This is a genomic window from Streptomyces coeruleofuscus (assembly GCF_039532725.1).
GTDB lineage: Bacteria > Actinomycetota > Actinomycetes > Streptomycetales > Streptomycetaceae > Streptomyces > Streptomyces coeruleofuscus.
Genome location: NZ_BAAASE010000002.1, coordinates 108,743 through 128,427 on the forward strand (window position 1 = coordinate 108,743; position 19,685 = coordinate 128,427).

At 71.3% G+C, this 19,685-nt stretch carries 9 protein-coding genes and 1 tRNA gene; all 10 read right to left on the reverse strand.

Translation table 11 applies throughout. The features are described 5' to 3' along the window. Nucleotides 1-234 precede the first annotated feature (234 nt). The 10 genes from ABFX81_RS07590 to ABFX81_RS07635 all read right to left on the reverse strand — a co-directional run bounded on the left by ABFX81_RS07590 (nucleotide 235) and on the right by ABFX81_RS07635 (nucleotide 19,595). Nucleotides 235-1,884, reverse strand: coding sequence for a PucR family transcriptional regulator (locus tag ABFX81_RS07590; RefSeq protein WP_346137806.1), 1,650 nt, complete (start codon nucleotides 1,882-1,884; stop codon nucleotides 235-237). A 115-nt stretch (nucleotides 1,885-1,999) separates the two neighbouring features. Continuing rightward, nucleotides 2,000-2,776, reverse strand: a complete 777-nt coding sequence (locus tag ABFX81_RS07595) for a hypothetical protein (RefSeq protein ID WP_346137807.1) — start codon at nucleotides 2,774-2,776, stop codon at nucleotides 2,000-2,002. Beyond that, nucleotides 2,776-6,717, reverse strand: coding sequence for a GDSL-type esterase/lipase family protein (locus ABFX81_RS07600; protein ID WP_086851099.1), 3,942 nt, complete (start codon nucleotides 6,715-6,717; stop codon nucleotides 2,776-2,778). The genes ABFX81_RS07595 and ABFX81_RS07600 overlap by 1 nt, the downstream gene beginning before the upstream one ends. A gap of 701 nt (nucleotides 6,718-7,418) precedes the next feature. Continuing rightward, nucleotides 7,419-7,492: transfer RNA gene (locus tag ABFX81_RS07605), tRNA-Thr, on the reverse strand. A gap of 107 nt (nucleotides 7,493-7,599) precedes the next feature. Then, the gene (locus ABFX81_RS07610; protein ID WP_346137808.1) at nucleotides 7,600-9,234 is read right to left on the reverse strand and encodes an alpha/beta hydrolase; all 1,635 of its coding nucleotides are present in this window, start codon (nucleotides 9,232-9,234) and stop codon (nucleotides 7,600-7,602) included. A 128-nt stretch (nucleotides 9,235-9,362) separates the two neighbouring features. Continuing rightward, complete coding sequence (locus tag ABFX81_RS07615) at nucleotides 9,363-10,568, reverse strand: DNA polymerase III subunit delta' (protein WP_086851097.1); 1,206 nt, start codon at nucleotides 10,566-10,568, stop codon at nucleotides 9,363-9,365. A gap of 218 nt (nucleotides 10,569-10,786) precedes the next feature. Next, nucleotides 10,787-14,056: a dTMP kinase gene (tmk, locus tag ABFX81_RS07620; RefSeq protein WP_086846897.1), complete on the reverse strand. Its 3,270-nt coding sequence runs from the start codon at nucleotides 14,054-14,056 to the stop codon at nucleotides 10,787-10,789. 353 nt (nucleotides 14,057-14,409) lie between these two features. Then, a complete protein-coding gene (gene topA, locus ABFX81_RS07625; RefSeq protein ID WP_086846899.1) occupies nucleotides 14,410-17,241 on the reverse strand; it encodes a type I DNA topoisomerase in 2,832 nt (943 codons plus the stop codon). 246 nt (nucleotides 17,242-17,487) lie between these two features. After that, on the reverse strand, nucleotides 17,488-17,685 hold the full coding sequence (locus tag ABFX81_RS07630) for a hypothetical protein (RefSeq protein ID WP_086846901.1): 198 nt from the start codon (nucleotides 17,683-17,685) through the stop codon (nucleotides 17,488-17,490). Between the two features lie 371 nt (nucleotides 17,686-18,056). Further along, nucleotides 18,057-19,595: a DUF7059 domain-containing protein gene (locus ABFX81_RS07635; RefSeq protein ID WP_346137809.1), complete on the reverse strand. Its 1,539-nt coding sequence runs from the start codon at nucleotides 19,593-19,595 to the stop codon at nucleotides 18,057-18,059. Nucleotides 19,596-19,685 lie beyond the last annotated feature (90 nt).

A 19,685-nucleotide genomic window follows, 5' to 3' on the forward strand; every position in this document is an offset into this window, starting at 1 on the left:
CACTGACGATTCCCGGAAGCGTTCACGGTGCGGTTCGCGGATTCCGGATGCCGTGCTGGTGATGGGGTCGTCACCGCACGTCCGCGTTTCGCTCCGTCTCCTCGTGGGAGGTGGGCCGCATCACTTGCGGAAATGGATTTGCGCAAGCGTATGGGGGGTCATGGGGCCAAATGTTTGTGAAGGCTGAACAAACTCGACCTCGATGGCTGTACGACCGGCCAATGCGGAACCGGTTCAGCCGGTGGGCGGCAGCCGCAGCTGGAGCATGGCCAGCAGACGCTGGTCGGGACGGCTGAGATCGAGGCCGGTCAGCTGCTCGGCCCGGCGCAGGCGGTACCGCAGCGTGTTGGGGTGCACATGGAGCTGTGCGGCCGCCGCGCGGATGTCACCGAAGGAGTTCAGGTACGTCAGGAGGGTCTCGGCGAGCCGGCCCTGGTGCCGGCTGTCGTGCGTGAGCAGGGCGGTCAGGCGGGGATCGCGTATCTCGGGGCGGGCGGAGAGCAACGCCAGAATCTCGCTGACCAGCACTTCCGCCTGGATGTCCGGCAGCGCGGCGACCGCGACGGTCACTCCGGCGCTCGCCATGGCGTCGAGTATGCGGTCGGCCTCCCGGCGCGACTCGGGGACGTCCCCGAGCCCCGGCACCAGGCAACCGACCGAGCCGCTCAGCGGCAGGCCCAGGTGGCGGCGTGCGGCGTCGGTGATCTCCTGGGTCCAGCCGCGCAGCGTGTCCGTGTCGATGCCGCGGGGCAGCTGGGGCAGAAGCACGTAGATACGGGGATCGACCTGGGTGACCAGGGCGCTGCGGTGCCGGGCGGCGATGTGCACGGAGACCAGGTTGGTGACCTCGGAGTGGGTCAGTTCCGGCGCGGCGACGCCCTCCGCGGTCTCGTACGCCTCCGGGGTCCCGTACGAGAACCCCAGCACGGCGGCCGGGCGGGTGGCGTCGAATCCCAGGTGAGTGGCCAGTGGCTGCGGTCCGGTGCTCCCGTCCAGGAGTCCCGCCAGCAGGGTCCGGGTGAGCGTCACATCGTCCGAGAGCTCCCGGCGACGGCGTACGAGATGGAGCGCCGCGACCCGGGCGGCGCCCAGCAGTGCCTGGCTCGAGCGTTCGGACAGCGGGATCGAGCCCTCCTGCACCCAGATGGTGCCCAGCTGCCGGTCCCCGGACCGGATGGCCACCGCGAGCCGGCGGCGGATGCCCAGCTCGGGGTGGCTGTCGATGCCGATCACCTCGTCGCTGGAGTGCAGGTGCTGGAACACACCCCACTCGCGCAGCTTCGCCAGATACCCTTCCGGTCCCTGCCAGCCGAGGATGGAGCGCCGGCGCAGGTCGTCCGCCTCGTCGGAGTCGGTGGTGCGGGAGTAGGCCAGCACCCGGTTCGCGGCGTCCTCGATGCTGACGATGCCGCTGGTGAGGATGGCGGTGGTCTGGGCGAGCGAGAACAGGTCACCCTCCTCGGCCCCCATGCCCGGCTCACCCGGCGGTGCGTCGTCGAGGGCGGCCCGGGCCAGCGCGTGCACCTGCTCCCAGCGTGCTTCGCTGCGCAGCGAGAGCAGGGCGACCCCGGCCTCGGCAGCGGCCTCGCTGAGCGCCGCGGCCTGGCCGGGCCCGTCCAGCTTCACCACGACGGCGGCGGCTCCGTCCCGCCCGGCGGCCCGCAGCGCGGGAAAGGCGGCCCGGCCACGGGCACCGATCACGAGAACCAGCTCGCCCGGCTGCGCGGTCGGCGGGTCCTCGGGATCGAGCAGCGAAACCTCACGGATCTCGACGTCCAGTCCGGCGGGAGCCGCCTGCACCTCCACCAACGAGTCGCCCAGCACCATCAGCAACTGACGCAGGCCGATGCGCGCTGCGGTGGGGGACACTGCGGCCGGATCCATGATCGTCGCCTCTATCGGGAGCCCTGCCGGAGCCCTGATGGTATCCGGGCCGCCTGGAAGACGGTCCTGCTCCGCCGCTCCGACCACCACAGAGGCACACGTCATGGCAGCAGGGTCAGCACGAAGACGTCGGAACCGCTGTGGTGGTACCCGGGCCGTCGTCGTTGGGGACGGGCCGGGTGAAGCGGTAGCACTGACCGACCGTTGCGTCCGGGCTGGAGAGCAGGATGGAGACGGTCACCGTGTCCGCCCTGCGCACCACGCTCTTGACGTCGTAGGAACGCAGCCGTCCCGTGGGGTCCAGGGCCTTCTGCACTCCGGCTCGCGTCAGGTCCTGGGCATACATGCTGGAGATGCGCGTTTGCGCGAGGCGTACCAGACCGCCGATCTCGGTGCCCGGACGACACACGTCGTCGTCCCGCTCGGAGACCCGCGACGTCCATGCCTGACCAGGGTGGTGGGTGTAGGTGACGACGAAACACCGGGTCACCTGGCCGGATCCTCCACCGGGGAGTATCGCCTTTGCATCGTAATGAGCAGACGATGCGGCCGTGGCGGTGAACTCGCGACGGGACGCTTCATAGGTGATCACGGGAGCTTCTGTGTGCCGCCAGATCACGCCGATGAGGGCGTCGGTGTCGGTCGCGCCGCTCGTGCCGAGTGCGCGGGCCGTTTCGTCCGCTGTGGCACGGGCCTGCTCCCGGACCAAGGCGACTGCCTTCTCCTCGCGCTCCTTGTTGACGTTTCCGTCGTGCCAGTGCCGGTACCACAACCAGGAGACGGGGACGCCGAGAACGATGATCAGCGCGATCAGGATGGTCAGGCAGCCGGTGGTCACGAGGCGGTTCGCCCGCCCCGTGACCACCGCACCGCCGGTTGTGTCAGGTCCCACTAGCTGCCTTTGTATCCGATACCGGCCAGTGCCTGTTCCATCACCCGGGCGTAGCCCGCGGTACCGGCGTTCTTCGGGTGGAACGACTCCAGGCTGGCACAGACGTTCTCCCCGGGCCAGGGCAGGCACGGGGCCTGGTTGGCCGGGTCACCGGCGTGGAAGTCGCCGTCACCGTTCGGGCCGGCGACGACACGGTTGATCCACTCGTCGCTCTCACAGATCCCGTGTCCCCGGAAGGCGGGGATCGCATCGGCGAACGCCACCCTGGTTCCGGTCCTGCTCAGCTCCGTCACCTTGGCCTTCTGCTTGTCCCGGAAGTAGTCGGCCAGCTGGTTCAGGGCGTCGAAGTCGGCTGTGACGCACGGCTGTTCCCCGACCAGACGCGGGTAGCCCATGAGGACGATCTGAGCGTTCGGCGCGGCGGCCGCGATCTGGCCGATGACTGTCCCGGTGTCCGTGACGGCCTGGTCGACTCTGCCCGTGTAGTCGGCCGCGTCACAGGCGCCCCACATGACGTAGCAGTCCGTGATGGCTTCGGTGAAGTTGTCCCCGTCGTTGCCGCCGATGGTCAGCATCACGAGTGTGGTGTCCGCGCTGAGGACACCGGAGTCGATCTGGCTCTTCTCGCGGTAGTTGCCCATGTCGCCCCAAGGTGTGGGGTCTCCCGTGGTGATCTGCGAGGTTTTCGCGCCGGAGCAACTGACGTCCAGGAAGTCGACGGTGGCGCTCCTGTTGTTCGACAGCTCGCCGATGCTGGTGCTCTGACCGGGCAACTTCATCTTGCGGGGCCAGGAGTTGTCGCTGCGCCGGCACGCGTTCCAGGTGCTCTTCCCGTGGCCCCGGTCGGACTCGGGTGAATAAGCCCCGGCGCCTTCGCCGGAGGTGTAGGAGTCGCCCATGGCGACGACCATGTGCTTCGGCTTGCCCGACAGCGGCTGGAAGGCGACGGCGTCCCAGGCGACATCCTCGTCCGCGGTTCCGTCGTCCGTGGTGTTGGTCAGCTCCACACGTGGTGTGCCGGTGAAGCGGTAGACGCCGAGTTCGACCCAGGTGTTCTTGCTGAAGCGGGTGTTGACGTAGCGGTGGCGGTCACCGCCCGCGACCCCCTTGATCACGTAGTGGGCCTGCTGGGTGTGCGCCCCGGTGTCCGGCATGTGAGCGAAGACGCGGGCCCACTCGACACTGCGGCCCAGGGTCCAGGTGCCGTCGATCGTCATCCGGCCGCCGGGGCCGCCGAGACGAGCGGTGTCGCGGGTGTGCGTGTACCAGAAGTGGCCGCCGTGCCCACCGCCGATCTGGTGCAGGTCTCCCTTGGCCTCGAACGGGCCCAGACCCGGTCCGGTCGCCGCCGGGTTGGGATGGAACGTGAACTGGAAGTTCCCGGCGTCGGTGCCGGACGATCCGCAGGAACTGTAGGTGTCGACGTTGTCGGGGACGGACTCCACGATCAGCGCCCCTGCGGGAGCGGCGCCGCAGTCCGGCGTTCCGTGCTTCAGCCGAGTGCCGCGGCCCGGTTCCTCGCGCAGCGTGACGTACTTGATGCTCTCGTTGCCGCAGTCGGCGTCGCAGTTCGCCTTCCACGTCACGTTCGATCCGCGCCACCAGTACTTCTCGTAGCACGCGGCGTCCGGACAGTCCGGCGGGTTGGCGGCGTTGCAGTTGTTGGTGGCGTTGCAGAACGCGTCCAGGGGCGGCTTGACCCGGTCGCGCTGCCCCGGGTTGATCCACCAGGCGGGCCGGAAACCGGCGCTGGAGAACCCGGACTCGCCGGGCCAGTCCTGGCGCCCGTCGGTGGAGTAGGAGTAGCCGGTGTCCATGGACCAGGCGGACCAGCCCATCACCTTCTCCTGGTACGGCCAGTTCTGAGGCTTCGCGGCGTCACGCGGGTCGGACATGAACGGGTGCCGCGAGGGCGGGTAGGACGGGTTGGCGGGGTTGTTGTACCAGCCCAGGCCCCACGGCTTGCCGTCACCCTTGTTCTCGTTGAAGCCGAGGTTGTAGTTCCACAGCGCGGCGAACCAGTTCTCCGGCTTCGACGGGTCGTCGTTGTTGACGGTGATGGTCTGCCCCGCGGTGTGCACCTGGTTCCACTTGTCCGCGAGGATGTACATCGACGCGGCGATGTTGACGGCGTAGTCCAGGGCCACGGCCTTCTGCTTCGCCGGAGACAGGGACGTCTCGCCGGGCTTCTCGAGGCCGGCGAGGCGCATGCCGTCGGTGACCTGGCCGACACCGTAGCCGCAGTCCGACTGGTGCCAGTTGATCCTCCAGTACGCCTCGGAGGTCTCCCCCTTGTGCCCGTAGAACCCGGCGATCGCCGCCTGCGGGTTGCCCATCTGGCCCGGGATGGCGCCGCCTTCGGCCTGCCACAGGTTGGATTCCTGGGCGAGTACGCCCAGCAGCACCTGGGCGGGGATACGCGCGCCGGCCTTCCCCTTCAGCGTCGGGGCCGGGAACAGGCCCTGCGGGTCGACGGTGCCCAGGCCCGTGCGCCAGCCGCCCTGCTTGATCCACTTGGAGCGCAGCTCGCCGCGGATCGCCATGTTGACGGCCCACTCGACCTGGTTCGGAGTCGGCTGCAGCGCGAGTTGCTTGATGTCGTTGCGGGGGATGGAGCACCAGCGGTCCGTGTCGACCGGATTGTGCGGGTCCGCCGCCTGCGCGGCCCGCCCGCTCTTCTCGGGTGTCCGCCCGCTCTTGCCGGCCGCGGGCAGGGCTGGTGAGAAGGACCCCTTCCCCGCGCCGCTGGTGGTGTCGGCGACCGCCTGGGTGATCTTCTCCCCGGTTGCCGTCGCGACACTGGTGATGGTCGGCGCCGCGGGATCCCCGTCCGTGGGGTCCTGGGACATGCGCGCCCGGGGTGAGGGTTCGGCCTTGGTGAAACCCTTGCCCGCGTTCCCGATCCGGTCCAGGCCCGCACGCACGCCGGGCATGAGCACGGGGTCGACGGCCAGTCGGCCATGGGTGGACACATCCGTGTCCGCCGGAACGTTCAGGCGGGCCACCGCAGTGCCCGCGAGCTTCGCGTTCGTGGCGTCCCCGGTGAGGAATGCCCGGCCGCCGGTGCCCTGTTCGAGGGCCAGGTCTCCGAGCTTCCCTGTCGCGAGCAGCGACGGCGTGCTCCCGCTCTTCCACAGCTTGGCGTGCGCCGTGTCGTCTTTACGGTCGAGGAACGCGATTCCCTTGCGGGTGGGGCGGATGTCGAACGGCACACCGTCCGCGGCAGCCAGCCTCTGGAGCTTCCCGTCCGCCGGATCGACGTGCACCAGGTGACGGCCGTGCGCGGCGACGAGCCCGTCCTTCACCGGGACGGCTGAGGTCACCTGCCCAGTGACAGTCGTATCGGCTGCTGTCTTGCCACTGGTGTCGACCGTGACGAGCCGGGTCTTGTGCTCGCGGAACGCGGTGAACGCGGCCGTCCGGGTCTCGGGGTTGCACGACGGGTCGAAGTAAGCCAGGGAACTGGTGAAGGGCAGCTTCGTCACCCTGCCGGACTTCAGGTCGACGACAGCGGCGAACGCCCCACCCTGCATCAGATCAGGCTTGTTCACGAACGTCCGCGGGGCGTACACGACCGCAGCGTGATCACGGTCCATCACGCAGGAGTTACCGATCCACGAGTCCGCCGGCATGCCGGGCTCCGCCAGCGTGGCGACGGTCCGCCACGCGTAGGCGTCCTTGCTGTCCGCCACGAGGACCTTGAAGCCGCCGGTGTCCGCCGCGGTGGTCACGGCCCGATCCGCCGAGGTCTTCCAGTCCTTCCCGAGCTTCTTGCCGGGATCCGGCACACGTGCCGGCGGATCGGACGACGGATTGCCGGACGCTTTCGGATCGGGATCGGGAGGACTCGTGCCGGCGAACGCCGGCGCGGCTTGTATGAGCCCGGTCAGGACCGCGGCGGCCGCAAGGCCCGCGATCCCGGCACGGGCCGGTCTGCGCATTCTCAACGACTCTCCTTCAACGGGACTTTTCAGGCATGGATGAGAACGGTCCTGACGGACCAGTAACTGCCGAAGAAGCGTTTCCCGTATGCGGGGTGACTTCCCGTCAGGGCCAGGGACGGGTCGATACTGAAGGCGACTGCCGGCCTCGCGGCATGCCGAACTCCCCCTCCCCCGTGGCGACCTGGTTCCCCCGGTCGCTGACTGAAGCTGCACTTGAGCGGGTGGTCACATCCCGCCGAGCGCGACAGTCACCATAGACACAGGCCAGCGGTGTGTAACAAGGGGTAACCCGGGGCTCACGCGCTGCTGGCCGGAAAGCGGTTGCCCGTTGACGCTCGCAACTCGCGGTTACCTGTGTGGTTCCTGTGAAGCCGTGGTGCAGGTCGACCGAAAGTCGCCTACGGAAGAGGAGGGTCCGATTGTAGGCAGCCGCGAAATTCCGCACCGGGCACGCGTGTCGCGCAGAACGGGCACTGAAAGCTGTGGGCATGCGGTCACAGATCATCACGTTCAGCCCGGCGGCCTACGTCGAGATCGACTCCGCCCGCAAGCCGAAGGCCAGGTGCGGACGGACGAGCGGTTCGCCAGGCGGCAGCAGGCCGACGAGGAGCACAAGAAGTGAGGCCGCCGCCTGACGCGTCCCGCCCCGAGCAACACAAAAGGCCAGGTCACATGCTATGTGACCTGGCCTTTACCGGAGCCGCCTTCGGGATTCGAACCCGAGACCTACGCATTACGAGTGCGTTGCTCTGGCCATCTGAGCTAAGGCGGCGCGCTGTCCGCACTATGGTGCGATCAGCAACGACGGTAAGTCTACACAGTTTCCGAGGGTGCTCCGAACCAGCCCCGGAGGCGGGCCCTCCGGGGCTGGGGACGGGGTCATGAGCAGCGCTTTCCGTCCGTGGGAGGGGTGCCGCGGAGGAGGTACGCGTTGATCGTCCGGTCGATGCAGGAGCTGCCGCGGCCGTAGGCCGTGTGGCCGTCGCCCTCGTAGGTGAGGAGGCGGGCCGAGGAGAGCTGGCCTGCCAGGGCCTGCGCCCAGCGGTACGGGGTCGCCGGGTCACGGGTGGTGCCGACCACGACGAGGGGGGCGGCGCCCTTCGCCTCGATGCGGTGCGGCTCGCCCGTGGCGTGGACCGGCCAGTACGCGCAGTTCAGGGCCGCCCATGCCAGGCCCTCACCGAAGACCGGGGACGCCTTCTCGAACTCGGGGAGCGCCCTGCGCGCTTCGTCGGGGGTGTCGAAGGCGGGCGGCAGATCGAGGCAGTTCACGGCCGCGTTGGCGAACATCAGGTTGCTGTAGCCGCCGTCGGCGTCCCGCTCGTAGTAGCCGTCGGAGAGGACGAGGAGCCCGGAGCCGTCGTTCTCCTTCATCGCGGACGTCAGCGCCTCGCGCAGCTGCTGCCAGGCGCCCTCGTCGTACATGGCCGCGATCACGCCGGTGGTGGCGAGCGACTCGGTGAGGCGGCGGCCGTCGGCGTCGCCGGTGGTGGCCGGCCGCGCGTCCAGCTTCTCGAAGAACGCCTTGAGGTTCTTGCCGACCTGCTCGGGCGAGGTGCCCGCCTTGCCCAGCGGGCAGTCCGAACGCCGTACGCAGTCCCGCGCGAACGACCGGAACGCCGTCTCGAAGCCCGCCGTCTGTTCGAGGTTCAGCCGGCGGGCGGGCAGCGACGGGTCCATCGCGCCGTCCAGCACCAGCCGGCCCGTCCGGTCCGGGAAGAGCCCGGCGTACGTCGCGCCGAGGAAGGTGCCGTAGGAGGCGCCGACGTAGTTCAGCTTCTTGTCGCCGAGCGCCGCCCGCACGATGTCCATGTCCCGGGCCGCCTCCACGGTGGACACGTGGCGCAGCAGCCGGGGCGAGTCCGCGCCGCAGCCCTCGGCGAACGTCCGGTACGCCTCGACCAGCCCGTCGGTCTCCTTGGCGTCGTCGGGCGTGGTGTCCGTCTGCGTGTAGGTGTCCATCTCCGGCCCGTCCAGACACTCCACGGGCTCACTGCCGGCCACGCCGCGCGGGTCGACCGCCACCATGTCGTAGCGGGCACGGACCTCGGCCGGGTAGCCGATGCCGGCGTACGCCTGGACGTAGCCGATCGCCGAGCCGCCGGGCCCGCCGGGGTTCACGAGCAGCGAGCCCAGCCGCTTGCCCGGGCCCGTGGCCTTCTTGCGGGCGACGGCGAGCCGGACGTCTCCGGCGGACGGCTTGGCGTAGTCGAGCGGTGCCTTGATCGTGGCGCACTCGAAGCCGTGGATGTCGCAGCGGCGCCAGGCCGGCTTCTGGTCGTAGTACGGCGTGAGCGCGGCGGGGGTGGACCGCGGCAGCGCGACCAGTGCCGCTTCCTCCGCCGCAGCCGTGGCGGACGTCGTCGAGCTCCCGGAGGAGCAGGCGGAGACGAGCAGCGCGGCCGTGGCGAGGAGGCCGGCCGCGGTCCTGCCTGCGCCGCGGGTCCGGCGGTGCAGGCCGCCGGAACGGGAGACGGAGCGGGAGGCGGAGCGGGGAAGGCGCCTTGTGTCCATCCAGCGAGCGTAACTCTGGGCGACGGAATGGATGCCCAGCGTGCGTGTCGTGCCTCGTACGAGTTACGGCGTCAACTCCACTTCCGCCTCGTGCGCAAGCCGCGCGGGGCCGCTCCGCCGGTGCCGGCTCAGCCCGCTCTGAGCGCCATCGTCATCGCCTCCACCGCGAGCAGCGGCGCCACGTTGCGGTCGAGGGCGTCACGGCAGGCGGCGATCGCATCGAGGCGGCGGAGCGTGGACTCCGGGGCGCTGCCGCGGGCGAGGCGCTCCAGGGCGTCCTCGGCGTCCGCGTTGGCGATGGCCACGCGGGAGCCGAGCTGGAGGGCGAGGACGTCGCGGTAGAAGGACGTGAGGTCGGTCAGGGCGAGGTCGAGGCTGTCGCGCTGCGTGCGCGTTCTGCGGCGCTTCTGCTTGTCCTCCAGGTCCTTCATCACGCCCGCCGTACCGCGCGGCATGCGGCCGCCCTGGGACGCGCCGAGGGCGGCCTTCAGCTCCTCGGTCTCCTTGGAGTCCGTCTCCTCGGCGAGCTGCTTGGCGTCCTCGGCGGCCGCGTCGACGAGCTCCTGGGCCGCCTTGAGCGCACTGCCGATCTCCTCCACCCGCAGCGGCAGCCTCAGCACGGCGGCACGGCGCTCGCGCGCGGCCGAGTCCGTGGCCAGGCGGCGGGCCCGGTCGACATGGCCCTGGGTCGCGCGGGCCACCGCGGCGGCGACGTCCGGCTCGATGCCCTCACGGCGTACGAGCATGTCGGCTACGGCGTCGACCGACGGCGTGCTCAGGTTCAGGTGGCGGCAGCGAGAGCGGATCGTCGGCAGGACGTCCTCGATGGAGGGCGCGCACAGCAGCCAGACCGTGCGCGGGGCGGGCTCCTCCACCGCCTTGAGGACGGCGTTGGCCGACTTCTCGTTCAGCCGCTCGGCGTCCTCGACGAGGATGACCTGCCAGCGGCCGTTCGCCGGTGACGTGAACGACTTGCGGACGGTGTCGCGCATGTCGTCGGCGAGGATCTGGGAGCCGACCGCGGCGACGGTGGTGACGTCGGCGTGCGTGCCGATCAGAGCCGTGTGACATCCGTCGCAGAAGCCGCAGCCCGGCGAGCCGCCGAGAGCGCGGTCGGGGCTGACGCACTGCAAGGCCGCCGCGAACGCCCGCGCCGCCTGGTTCCGGCCGGCCCCGGGCGGGCCCGTGAACAGCCACGCGTGCGTCATCTTCGACGCCTCGGGCGGGGGAACGTCGGTCCCGGCCGCGGTGACCAGGGCGTCGGCGTCCCGGGCGGCGGCGTCCAGCTGGGCGCTCACCCTCTCCTGCCCGACGAGGTCGTCCCACACGGTCATGGGTCACGCCGCCCTTTCGTCACGTTCCACGGTGTGAGATCCATTGTGGGGGTGACCACTGACAACGGCTGCCGCCGCCGCCCGGTCCGGCCGGTCCGGCACAGGCGTCTCGCCGGTCCGGGGAGAGCCTTTCGCAGGTCCGGCGCAGGCGTTTCGCAAGTCCGGCCCGGGCCCGACTCCCGCGTCGGCCCGGGCCCTTCGTCGCACCGCCGGAGGCCTCAGCGGCCCCGGCCGCCCTTCCCCCGGCGTCCCCGCCCGTCGTCCGGCTCGTCCTCGTGCGGTCCGAGCAGCTCGTCCGCCAGTGACGGCAGGTCGTCCAGCGGCGTCTCCTCGGCCCAGTCGGACCGCCGGCGGGGCCGGCCCTCGGCGTCGACCTGGGGCATCTCCCGCGTACGGTCCGTGCCGTCGGGCCGGGCGGCCGGGGCGTCCTTGCGGAAGTACCCGGGCGGAACCCGGTCCGCCGGTTCGTCCTCCCGCACGGGCGGCAGCACGGCCGTCTCCTCGGCGTCCCCCGGCCGGACCGGAGGCAGCACGGCCGTCTCGTCGTCCGCCCCGGAGAGCACCTGGGGCAGCACATCGGTCTCGTCCCCGGATCCGGATCCGGGCCTCGGGCGAACCGGTGGCAGCACCTCCGTCTCCTCCCCCGCACCCGGCGGAACCGGCGGCTTGGGCAGCTCGGCCGTCACCTCGGCGTCGGACCCGCCGGAGGTCCGGCCCCGGCCCTGCTCCTCGTCCCGCTCGTCCCGCACCGGGCGCAGCACGGTCGTGTCGTCCGCCGCGCCGCCCGGTTTCACCACGGGCGTCGGCACCGTCGCCGCGTCCTGAGCGGCCGTCGGACCGGAGGCGCCCCGCGGGGCGGAGCTCTTCGGACCGGCCTCCGCGGCAGCGGCCGCCGCCTCCGCCAGACGCCGGGCCTCCTCGGCCCGCAGCAGGGCCTCCTCGGCCTTGCGCTGCTTCTCCAGGCGGAGCGCCTCGGCCTCGGCGCGCAGCCGGGCCTCTTCCTCGGCATGCTTGCGGCGCCGCTCCTCCTCGGCCTTGCGCCGGGCCTCCTCCTCGGCGCGGGCCTTCTCCTCCGCGAGGAGCCGAGCCCGCTCCTCCTCGGCCTTCTTCCGCGCTTCCTCGGCCCGCCGACGGGCCTCCTCCGCCTGCCGTTCGGCCTCGCGCCGCTGCGCCTCTTCCAGCTCGCGCCGCTTGCGCTCCTCCTCCTCGGCACGCAGCCGGGCGAGCTGCTCCTGGCGCTCACGCTCCAGGCGCTCCTCCTCCGCCTTGCGGGCGGCCTCCTCCTCGGCCTTCCGGCGGGCCTCCTCCTCGGCCTTCTTGCGCGCCTCCTCCTGGGCCTTGATCTCGGCCTCGGACAGCGGCAGCACCTGGTCGAGCCGGTGCCGGATGACGGTCGTGACGGCCTCGGGCTCCTGGCCGGCGTCCACCACCAGGTACCGCCCGGCGTCGGCCGCGGCCAGGGTCAGGAAACCGGCCCGCACACGCGCGTGGAACTCGGCCGGCTCCGACTCCAGCCGGTCCGGCGCCTCGGTGAACCGCTCGCGCGCGGTCTCCGGCGCGACGTCCAGCAGGACGGTCAGATGCGGCACCAGCCCGTTCGTCGCCCAGCGGTTGATCCGGGCGATCTCGGTCGGCGACAGGTCGCGGCCCGCACCCTGGTAGGCGACGGAGGAGTCGATGTACCGGTCGGAGATGACGACCGCGCCGCGCTCCAGGGCGGGCCGTACGACGGTGTCGATGTGCTCGGCCCGGTCGGCCGCGTACAGCAGCGCCTCCGCGCGGTGCGACAGGCCCTCGCTCGACACGTCCAGCAGGATGGACCGCAGCCGCTTGCCCACCGGCGTCGCCCCCGGCTCGCGCGTCAGCACGACCTCGTGGCCCTTGCCGCGGATCCACTCGGCGAGCGCCTCGGCCTGCGTGGACTTCCCGGCCCCGTCGCCGCCCTCCAGGGCGATGAAGAAACCGGAGGCGGCGGGCGCCTGCTCCGGGTCGTCGCCGCGGAGCAGCGCGTCGCGCAGGTCCTGGCGCAGCGGCACTCCGGAACGGTCGTCGACCTTGGCCAGCACCAGCGCGGCCACCGGCAGCAGCAGCGCGCCGGCCAGCATCAACGTGAAGGCCGCGCCGCCGTGCGCGAAGACGAACTTGCCGCTCTCCAGCCGGTGCGGCCCGATCCCCGCGGCCACCAGCGGGGCGATCACCGCACCGAGCGCCACGCAGACGCGGACGACCGCGTGCAGGTGCTCCGTCGTGCGGGACCGCCGGTACTCCTCGGTCTCCTGGTCGAGCAGGGTGTGCCCGATGTTGGCGGACATGCCCGCGCCGACGCCGGCCAGCGCGAGGATCAGCAGCACGCTGGTGACGTCCGGGACGAGCCCGGCGGCCAGCAGCGCGACACCGGTGAAGGCGATGGCCAGCGCGAGCAGCCGGCGGCGTGACAGGGCGGGCATCAGCGAGGGCGCCGTACGGATGCCGACGACGACACCGCCGGTCAGCGCGCCCACGAACAGCCCGTAGAGCACCGGGCCGCCGCCCAGGTCCTTGGCGTGCAGCACGGCCACGGCGACGGCGGCTGACACCGCGGCGGCGACGGCCGCGCAGGCCAGCACCAGCAGCGGCATCACACCGGTGCGGCCCTTGTCGGCGCCGGTGCCGGTCTTCGGACGGCGCAGCCCTTCGAGCGGCGACCGCGCGCGGGGGGTGCGCGTGGCGGGCAGTTCCAGGAAGGTCAGCACGGACAGGGAGGCGGCGAACAGCCCTGCCGCGACGTAGGAGCCGAGGGCCGCCTGGTGCTGGGCGAACCAGTCGATGCCGGCGCCCAGCAGGTTGTTGAACAGGGCCGCGACGACGAGGGCGACGGCCGCGAGCGGGATCGAGACGAAGCCGGTGCGCAGCGACAGGCGGCGCAGGGCGTCCATGTGGTCGGGCAGCGGCCGGACCGTCGCGCCTTCCGGCGGCGGGGGCGGCAGCAGCGCGGGGGCCGCGCTCTCGCGGCACACCGTCCAGAACCGCTCGGCGACTCCGGTCACGAAGGCCGTGACGAGGAGAATGGCCAGCGCGTCATCGGGCGTCCAGTCGATCCACAGCGGGGCGACGATGAGCAGCGCCGCGCGCAGTCCGTCCGCGCCCACCATGGTCCAGCGGCGGTCCAGCGGGCCGTCCTGGGAGGTGAGCGCGGTGAGGGGACCGAGGAGCACGGCGCCGAACAGGAGCGTCGCCAGGATGCGCACCCCGAAAACGGTCGCCACTGCGAACGCCACGCCTCGGTAGCCGCCGCCGAACGAGCCGTCGGCGACGGCCGCTTGGAGGGCCAGGACGACCAGCACGAGAAGGGCGAGGGTGTCGCCCACGCCGCCCACGAGCTGTGCGCTCCACAACCGCTTCAACTGCGGACGGCGCAGCAGGGCGCGGACGGCACGCTCGCGGGAGTCCGCGACCAGGGCGTCGTCGGGGGCCGGCTGAGAGGCCGTTGGATGCTCAGCTCGCGTCATGCATTCAGCCTATCGGGAGCCACCGACACCCTGGGATGCCCGGCCTGGCATGCGCACGCCCCGACACCGAAGTGTTGCCGGGGCGTTCGCTTTCCGAACCCTGGGCGAAGATCCGGACCTTGGAAGTCCGGATACCGGACGAGCCTCGCGCGAATCCCGGATGGGACCCGCGCGAATCCGAGACAGGACCCGCGCCAATCCGGACAGGCCCCGCGCGAACCCGGAACGGGGCCTGCGCGAACCCGGAACGGGGCCTGCGCGAATTCCGAACTAGGCCCGCGCCGATCCCGAACGGGACCCGCGCCGATCCCGAACGGGACCCGCGCCAATCCCGAACCTGCCCTGAACGGGCCTCAGTCCTCCGCCGGCTCCGAGGCGGTCGCCGTCTTGGCGGCCGTCTTCTTCGCGGTCGTGGTCTTCTTGGCCGTCGTCTTCTTCGCGGTCGTGGTCTTCTTCGCCGCGGTCTTCTTGGCCGCCGTCGTCTTCTTCGCCGGAGCCTTCTTGGCCGCCTTCTTCGCGGTCTTCTTCGCCGGGGCCTTCGCACGCTTCTCGGCGAGCAGCTCGAAACCGCGCTCCGGGGTGATCGTCTCGACGCTGTCGCCGGAGCGCAGGGTCGCGTTGGTCTCCCCGTCGGTGACGTACGGCCCGAAGCGGCCGTCCTTGACGACGACCGGCTTCTCGCTCACCGGGTCGGTGCCCAGCTCCTTCAGCGGCGGCTTGGCGGCCGCCCGGCCACGCTGCTTCGGCTGGGCGTAGATCGCCAGCGCCTCCTCCAGCGTGATCGTGAAGAGCTGCTCCTCGGCCTGGAGCGAGCGCGAGTCCGTGCCCTTCTTCAGGTACGGGCCGTAGCGGCCGTTCTGCGCGGTGATCTCCTGGCCTTCGGCGTCGGTGCCGACGACACGCGGCAGCGACATGAGCTTCAGGGCGTCGTCGAGGGTCACCGTGTCCAGGGACATCGACTTGAACAGGGACGCCGTGCGCGGCTTGACCGCGTTCTTGCCCGTCTTCGGGGTGCCCTCGGGGAGGATCTCCGTCACGTACGGGCCGTAGCGACCGTCCTTGGCGACGATCGTGTGGCCGGTGGCCGGGTCCGTGCCCAGTTCGTAGTCGCCGCTCGGCTTGGCGAGCAGTTCCTCCGCGAGGTCGACGGTCAGCTCGTCCGGCGCCAGGTCGTCCGGGATGTCGGCGCGCTGGTGCTGCTCGGTGTCCTTCTCGCCGCGCTCGATGTAGGGGCCGTAGCGGCCGACCCGCAGCACGATGTCGTTGCCCACGGGGAACGACGACACCTCGCGCGCGTCGATCGCGCCCAGGTCGGTCACCAGCTCCTTGAGGCCGCCGAGGTGGTCCCCGTCGCCGTTGCCGGCGTCGGCGGCACCGCCCCCGCCTGTGCCCTCACCGAAGTAGAACCGCTTCAGCCACGGCACGGACTTGGCCTCACCGCGGGCGATGCGGTCGAGGTCGTCCTCCATCTTGGCGGTGAAGTCGTAGTCGACGAGCCGCCCGAAGTGCTTCTCCAGGAGGTTGACCACGGCGAAGGACAGGAAGGACGGCACCAGGGCCGTGCCCTTCTTGAACACGTAGCCGCGGTCCAGGATCGTGCCGATGATCGACGCGTACGTCGACGGGCGGCCGATCTCGCGCTCTTCCAGCTCCTTGACCAGGGAGGCCTCGGTGTAGCGGGCCGGGGGCTTGGTGGCGTGCCCGTCGACCCTGATCTCCTCGGCGCTCAGGGCGTCGCCCTCGGAGACCTGGGGCAGCCGGCGCTCGCGGTCGTCGAGCTCGGCGTTCGGGTCGTCGGCGCCTTCGACGTACGCCTTGAGGAAGCCGTGGAAGGTGATCGTCTTGCCGGACGCGCTGAACTCGACGTCCCGGCCGTCGGCCGCCGTGCCGCCGATCTTCACCGTGACGCTGTTGCCGGTCGCGTCCTTCATCTGGGAGGCGACGGTCCGCTTCCAGATCAGCTCGTAGAGCTTGAACTGGTCGCCGGTCAGTCCGGTCTCGGCGGGAGTGCGGAAACGATCACCCGAGGGGCGGATCGCCTCGTGGGCCTCCTGCGCGTTCTTGACCTTCCCGGCGTACGTCCTCGGCTGCGGCGGCAGGTAGTCGGCGCCGTACAGCTGCGTGACCTGGGCGCGGGCGGCGGCGACCGCCGTGTCGCTCAGGGTCGTGGAGTCCGTACGCATATAGGTGATGTAGCCGTTCTCGTACAGCTTCTGGGCGATCTGCATGGTCGCCTTCGCGCCGAAGCCGAGCTTGCGGCTCGCCTCCTGCTGCAACGTCGTCGTACGGAACGGGGCGTACGGCGAGCGGCGGTACGGCTTGGACTCGACAGAGCGGACGGCGAACTGCGTCTGCTCCAGGGCGGCGGCCAGGGCCCGGGCGTTCGCCTCGTCGAGGTGGAGGGTGTTCGCGCTCTTCAGTTGTCCCAGGGAGTCGAAGTCGCGGCCCTGCGCGACCCGCCTGCCGTCGACGGTCTGGAGGCGCGCGACCAGCGACGACGGATCCGACTGGTCCCCCGCGCGGCCGGTGGCGAAGGTGCCCGTCAGATCCCAGTACTCAGCCGAACGAAAGGCGATGCGCTCGCGTTCCCGCTCCACGACGAGCCGTGTGGCGACCGACTGGACACGGCCCGCGGACAGCCGCGGCATGACCTTCTTCCACAGGACCGGCGAGACCTCGTAGCCGTAGAGGCGGTCGAGGATGCGGCGGGTCTCCTGGGCGTCGACGAGCTTCTGGTTCAGCTCGCGCGGGTTGGCCACGGCGGCCTGGATCGCGGCCTTGGTGATCTCGTGGAAGACCATCCGCTTGACCGGGACCTTGGGCTTGAGCACCTCCTGGAGGTGCCAGGCGATGGCCTCGCCCTCGCGGTCCTCATCGGTGGCGAGGAAGAGCTCGTCGGAGTCCTTCAGCAGGTCCTTGAGCTTCTTGACCTGCGCCTTCTTATCGGCGTTGACCACATAGATCGGCTGGAAGTCATGTTCGACGTCCACACCGAGGCGGCGGACCTCGCCGGTGTACTTCTCGGGCACCTCGGCGGCGCCGTTGGGAAGGTCGCGGATGTGCCCGACGCTCGCCTCGACTACGTAGCCGGGGCCCAGGTAGCCCTTGATCGTCTTCGCCTTGGCAGGCGACTCGACGATGACGAGTCGGCGGCCGCCCTGTGCGGTCTCGCTGGTCGGGGACAACTTCGCTCTTCTCTCCGGTCGACGCTGGGGCCTCCCCAGGGTTCGTCTCCCGGGGTCGGGTCGTGGTGACGCTGCGGAGTGTGACGGTACATCCCGCCCCCGTGTCAAACGGGAAAAGCCCGCAACGGCCACTCGAACGGTAACCCGACTACCACCGTTCCTGCCGCCCGGAGTGACCGGAGCAGGCCCGGGTCCATGCGGAGTGCAACCTCCCGGTTACCCAGGGGCGCCTCGCCGGCACGGGCTTCAGAGGCGGGTGAAGCACCAGGTTCCGGCCGCCAGGGCGAGCAGTGCGACGACGCTCGCGAGGGTCGCCGAAGCGACCGGGCTCACACCCTGGGCGACGGGCTGGTGCCGGCGTACGCATGTCAGGGTCCACGCCAGCAGTCCGCCCCCGAACAGGGAGAACACCGCTCCCGCGAAGATCGCCGGTTCGCTCTCCATCGCTCGCCGTGCCCCTTTTCTCCCGTCCGCGTCTGTCCAGCCACCGGAGGCTGACACGCGTGGGCGGCGGGCAGGCGAACCGGAGGTGAACGCCGGGGCGACACAGCCGCGGATCGGGGACGTCCGGGCCCTCACGGACCGTTTTGGACGAGGTGTTCAAATCGACTCGAATTTTATTGACGGGTCTCCTCGACGAGGGCCTGTGAGGGGTGAGCACGGGGCCTGGGGCGCGGTGAGTGGCACATGGGGCCGATGTGGTGCAGGGGCGCCCTCATGGATGTGGTGCAGGGGCGCGCCCCTCGTATGCGGTGCACGGGCACCCCTGCATGTGGTGCACGACGGCCCCTCGGCAGGCGCCCCTGCCGAGTCCCTCAGCGGACCGGCTCCAGGAACCCCTGCTCGACGAGCAGCCGGATCTGCGCCGGAGTGCGGTCGCGCAGCAGCACCGGGTCCTCGCCGATCAGCTGGGCGATGGCGTCGAGGATGCGGCCGGCGCTCATCGTGCCGTCGCACACGCCCGCGAAGCCGGCGGCGACCGTGTCCACCCGGGTGGCCCGGCGCATGCCGCGGTTCTGGCGCAGCACGACATGCTCGGGGTCCTCCGCGCCGGGCAGCCCGACCTGTTCCTGCACGACCTCGGCGCCGAGCCGGAAGTGTGCTTCGAGCAGCGCGGCGTCGTCGTGGTCGCGCAGGTAGTCGAGCCGGTCGAAGTGGGCCCGGATGGTGTCTCCGAGCGGCTGCTCGACCGGATGCGGCCACTCCTCCGCCGTGATGGAGGGCACGGCGGCGCCCGTCCTGCGCAGGGTGATCCAGCCGAAGCCGACCGCCTTCACCTTGCGCGCCTCGAACTCGTCCAGCCAGGCGTCGTACCGCGCCTGGTACTCCGCCACGTCCTCGCGGTGGTCGCCCGCGTCCCGCAGCCACAGCTCGGCGTACTGGTTGACGTCCTGCACCTCGCGCTGCACGACCCACGCGTCACAGCCCCGGGGCACCCATGACCTGAGCCGCTCCTGCCAGTCCTCCCCTTCCACGTGCTGCCAGTTGGCGAGGAACTGCGCGAACCCGCCCTCGTTCAGCCGCTCCCCCGCCTCCTGAACGAGCGTGCGACACAGATCGTCCCCGCCCATCCCACCGTCGCGGTAGGTGAGCCGGGCGCCGGGAGAGATCACGAACGGCGGGTTCGAGACGATCAGGTCGTACTTCTCCTCGTCCCGCACCGGCTCGAAGAGGGAGCCTTCGCGCAGATCGGCCGCCGGGGTGCCGGACAGCGCCAGCGTGAGAGCGGTGATGTGCAGCGCGCGCGGGTTGAGGTCGGTGGCGGTCACGCGCGTGGCGTGCTGCACGGCGTGCAGCGCCTGGATGCCGGAGCCGGTGCCGAGGTCGAGCGCGGCGGCGACGGGCGTACGGACGGTGATGCCGGCGAGTGTCGTGGAGGCGCCGCCGACTCCCAGGACGACTCCCTCGTCACGCCGGCCGATCCCGCCGGCGCCACCGACCGCGCAGCCCAGGTCCGACACGATGAACCAGTCCTCGCCACCGGGCCCGCCGTACGGCCGTACGTCCACGGCGGCGGCGAACTCCTCGCCGCCGACGCGCGTCAGCCAGCCGCTCTCCAGGCACGCTTCGACGGGCAGGACGTCCGCCACGCGCGCGTGCGGCACGGGCTGCTGAAGGAGGAACAGCCGGACGAGCAACTCCAGCGGCGTGTCCCCGCGGGTCGCCCGGAGCGCGGGCACGGTCTCGCTCCGGGCCAGGGCCGCGTACGCGGGGGCGCCGAGCAGTTCGAGCAGTCCGTCGGCGGTGAAGGAGGCTCCGAGCAGGGCGTCCCGGAGCCGGGCGGCGACATCGGGACGGTCGGAGGAGGGCAGCGGGGACAGGGGTGACTGGCTGGCGTTACTCACGCCCCCCATTGTGTCCGCCGGCGCCCGTATCGCACGTGCCGGTGCCCGTATCGCACGTGCCGGTGCCGGGTATCGCGCGCGGCTCGGCGGGGCGGCCCG

What these genes read in the sequence shown, in the direction of transcription:
- ABFX81_RS07590 (WP_346137806.1), bottom strand. Translation starts at nt 1,884, where the DNA reads ATGGATCCGGCCGCAGTGTCCCCCACCGCAGCGCGCATCGGCCTGCGT.
- ABFX81_RS07615 (WP_086851097.1), bottom strand. Translation starts at nt 10,568, where the DNA reads ATGACCGTGTGGGACGACCTCGTCGGGCAGGAGAGGGTGAGCGCCCAG.
- ABFX81_RS07630 (WP_086846901.1), bottom strand. Translation starts at nt 17,685, where the DNA reads ATGGAGAGCGAACCGGCGATCTTCGCGGGAGCGGTGTTCTCCCTGTTC.
- ABFX81_RS07635 (WP_346137809.1), bottom strand. Translation starts at nt 19,595, where the DNA reads ATGGGGGGCGTGAGTAACGCCAGCCAGTCACCCCTGTCCCCGCTGCCC.
- tmk (WP_086846897.1), bottom strand. Translation starts at nt 14,056, where the DNA reads ATGACGCGAGCTGAGCATCCAACGGCCTCTCAGCCGGCCCCCGACGAC.
- ABFX81_RS07600 (WP_086851099.1), bottom strand. Translation starts at nt 6,717, where the DNA reads ATGCGCAGACCGGCCCGTGCCGGGATCGCGGGCCTTGCGGCCGCCGCG.
- ABFX81_RS07610 (WP_346137808.1), bottom strand. Translation starts at nt 9,234, where the DNA reads ATGGACACAAGGCGCCTTCCCCGCTCCGCCTCCCGCTCCGTCTCCCGT.